General features: G+C 64.8%; 3 protein-coding genes. All 3 read left to right on the top strand.

The genetic code is table 11. The features are described from left to right. Window positions 1-40 precede the first annotated feature (40 nt). The 3 genes from AC1DMG_RS21470 (at window position 41) to AC1DMG_RS21480 (ending at window position 2,480) form a co-directional block, all read left to right on the top strand. Window positions 41-922 carry a 23S rRNA (adenine(2030)-N(6))-methyltransferase RlmJ gene (locus AC1DMG_RS21470; protein ID WP_441604166.1) on the top strand — a complete coding sequence of 294 codons (882 nt, stop codon included), beginning with the start codon at window positions 41-43 and terminating at the stop codon, window positions 920-922. An 83-nt stretch (window positions 923-1,005) separates the two neighbouring features. Further along, window positions 1,006-1,521, top strand: a complete 516-nt coding sequence (locus tag AC1DMG_RS21475) for a Slp family lipoprotein (RefSeq protein WP_441604167.1) — start codon at window positions 1,006-1,008, stop codon at window positions 1,519-1,521. A 50-nt stretch (window positions 1,522-1,571) separates the two neighbouring features. Continuing rightward, window positions 1,572-2,480, top strand: a complete 909-nt coding sequence (locus tag AC1DMG_RS21480; protein ID WP_477178471.1) for a cation diffusion facilitator family transporter — start codon at window positions 1,572-1,574, stop codon at window positions 2,478-2,480. Window positions 2,481-2,651: the final 171 nt, after the last annotated feature.

Consider the following 2,651-nt stretch of genomic DNA (forward strand, 5'->3'; position numbering starts at 1 on the left):
CCCCCTATACTGTCCCTCCGCCCGGCGCCCCCTCCTCCCCATGAACTACCGCCACGCCTACCACGCCGGCAACTTCGCCGATGTCCTCAAACACAGCGTCCTTTTCGCGCTGATCGAAGCCATGCAGGCGAAGCCGACCCCGTTCGCCTTCATCGATACGCACGCCGGCAGCGGCTGCTATGCGCTGGACAGCACCGAGGCGGGCAAAACGGGCGAATACAAAGACGGCATCTCGCGCCTGCTGTTTCCGGACCTGTCTCCAAACAACGGCAAGGCCCAGGCGCTGCCGCCGCTGCTGCGCCGCTGGCTCGATGCCATCCTGCGCCTGCCGGGCAACGATCACGGCCTGAAGCTCTACCCAGGCTCGCCGCTGCAAGTCGCCAACGCGATGCGCGACATCGACAGCGCCCAGCTATGCGAACTGCATCCGGAGGAAGCCACGCGCCTGCGCGACCTTTTCCATCGCGACCACCGCGTGCACGTGCATCAGCGCAACGGCTATGAAGCACTCAAGGCCCTGCTGCCGCCCAAGGAAAAACGCGGCCTGGTGCTGATCGACCCGCCTTATGAAGCGCAGGACAGCGAGTATCGCGTGATCGAGAAGGCGCTCAAGGCAGCGCTGGAACGCTGGCCCACCGGCGTGTATGCGGTGTGGTATCCGATCAAGCTGCGCAGCCAGGTGCAGCCCTTCCATCGCTGGTTGCAGCACTGCGGCGCGCGGCGCGTGCTGCGCGCGGAGCTGATGGTGCATCCGGACGATTCGCCGCTGCGACTCAACGGCTCGGGCATGGTGATCCTCAACGCCCCGTGGAAGCTGGACGACGCCCTGCGCGATTCGCTGCGCGCCATGGCGCCCATGTTGTCGCAGGAACGGCCTGCCCAATGGCGGCTCGACTGGCTGGCGCAGGACAGCGCCAGCTGAATGCCTGATCCGGTTTCCACTTGCCGTATACCTTCCGCGCGACGAGCCCGTTAAGCTCAAACCAACTCACGCGGAATACGGCCATGACCCACGCCTCCAGCACCCTCCTGCGCAGTGCCGCCGCCCTCGCCATGCTGACGCTCGCGGCTTGCGCGCCGGCGCCCATCTACAAGCCGTCGGCCAACACCGTGGTCACGACGCCGAACAACGTGGCGCAGTCACCGGACCGCTATGCCAATGCCGACGTGATCTGGGGCGGCACCGTGGTCGAAGTGCGCAACTTCCCCGACCGCAGCGAAGTGGAAGTGGTGGGTTATCCGCTGGACAGCTCGCAGCGTCCCAAGCTGGACAACAACGGCGGCTGGGGTCGTTTCGTCGCGGTGATGCCGGGCTTCGTGGAGCCATTCAACTATCCGACCGGCTCGCTGATCACACTGGCCGGCCGTATCACCGGCACGCGCCCAGGCAATGTGGGCCAGGCCAGCTACGTGTTCCCGACGGTCAGCGTGGCGCAGTCGCACGTCTGGACCGCCTCCGAAATGGAAGCCGGCAAGTCGAACGTGAGCTTCGGCATCGGTGTGGGCGGCGTCATACACTGACGCGACGCATAGCCGGCTAAACTCAGCGCCTTCGTCCAAAGGAAGGCACGATGTCCGGTCAGGCAAACTCACTCAGGGCGATCCTGCTCGCCCTCGGCGCCAATTTCGCCATCTTCATCAGCAAGCTCGTGGCCGCGTTCATCACCGGCTCGGGCGCCATGCTGGCCGAAGCGGTGCATTCGCTGGCCGACTGCGGCAACCAGGGCCTGTTGCTGCTGGGCATGCGCCAGGCCGACCGACCGCCTTCGGATGAATACCCGCTGGGCTGGGGCCGCGCCCTGTATTTCTGGTCGTTCCTGGTCGCCATCCTGCTATTCAGCGTGGGCGGCATGTTTTCCATCTACGAAGGCATCCACAAGCTCAACCATCCGGAGCCGCTGAAATGGGCGTGGCTGGCGATCGGCGTGCTGACGTTCGGCGTGGTCGCCGAATCCATTTCGATGCACGGYTGCCTCGTGGAAGTGAACAAGGCACGCGAAGGCCGCAGCCTGTGGCGCTGGTTCCGTGAAACCCGCTCGAGCGAGCTGCTGGTGATCTTCGGCGAGGATCTCGCCGCCTTGCTCGGCCTGACCATCGCGCTGGTCGCCGTGCTGGCCACCATGATCACCGGCAACCTGCTCTACGACGCCGCCGGCACCGTCGCCATTGGCGCGCTACTGATGCTGGTGGCCGTGGTGATCGCCAACAAAGTGAAGGATCTGCTGATCGGCCAGGGCGTGGAGCCCAGGCGACGCGAGGAGCTGGTGGCCTTCATCAATGCGCGCCCTGAAGTGGACGTCGTGCTCAACCTGCTCACCCTGCAGATGGGCCCGGACGTGATGGTCGCCGTGAAGGCGCGCATGTCGCCGGCGCCGGATCAGTCGACGTTGATCGAAGCGATCAACAACGTCGAGCGTGCGATGAAAGAGCAGTTCCCTGATATCCGCTGGAGCTTCTTCGAGCCCGACGTCGCCGATTGAATGCGGCATACCTTGTAGGAGCGCACTTGTGCGCGACCGCCACCTCCAGGGCCTTCGCTCCGTGAGGCTGTCGCGCACAAGTGCGCTCCTACAATGGCTTGGCTATTTGAGCTGCAACAAATCCCACTTGTTGCCATACAGATCCTGGAACACCACCACGGTGCCATAGGC

The sequence above is a fragment of the Dyella sp. 01N36 genome (genome assembly GCF_056399745.1).

What these genes read in the sequence shown, in the direction of transcription:
- AC1DMG_RS21475 (WP_441604167.1), top strand. Translation starts at nt 1,006, where the DNA reads ATGACCCACGCCTCCAGCACCCTCCTGCGCAGTGCCGCCGCCCTCGCC.
- AC1DMG_RS21470 (WP_441604166.1), top strand. Translation starts at nt 41, where the DNA reads ATGAACTACCGCCACGCCTACCACGCCGGCAACTTCGCCGATGTCCTC.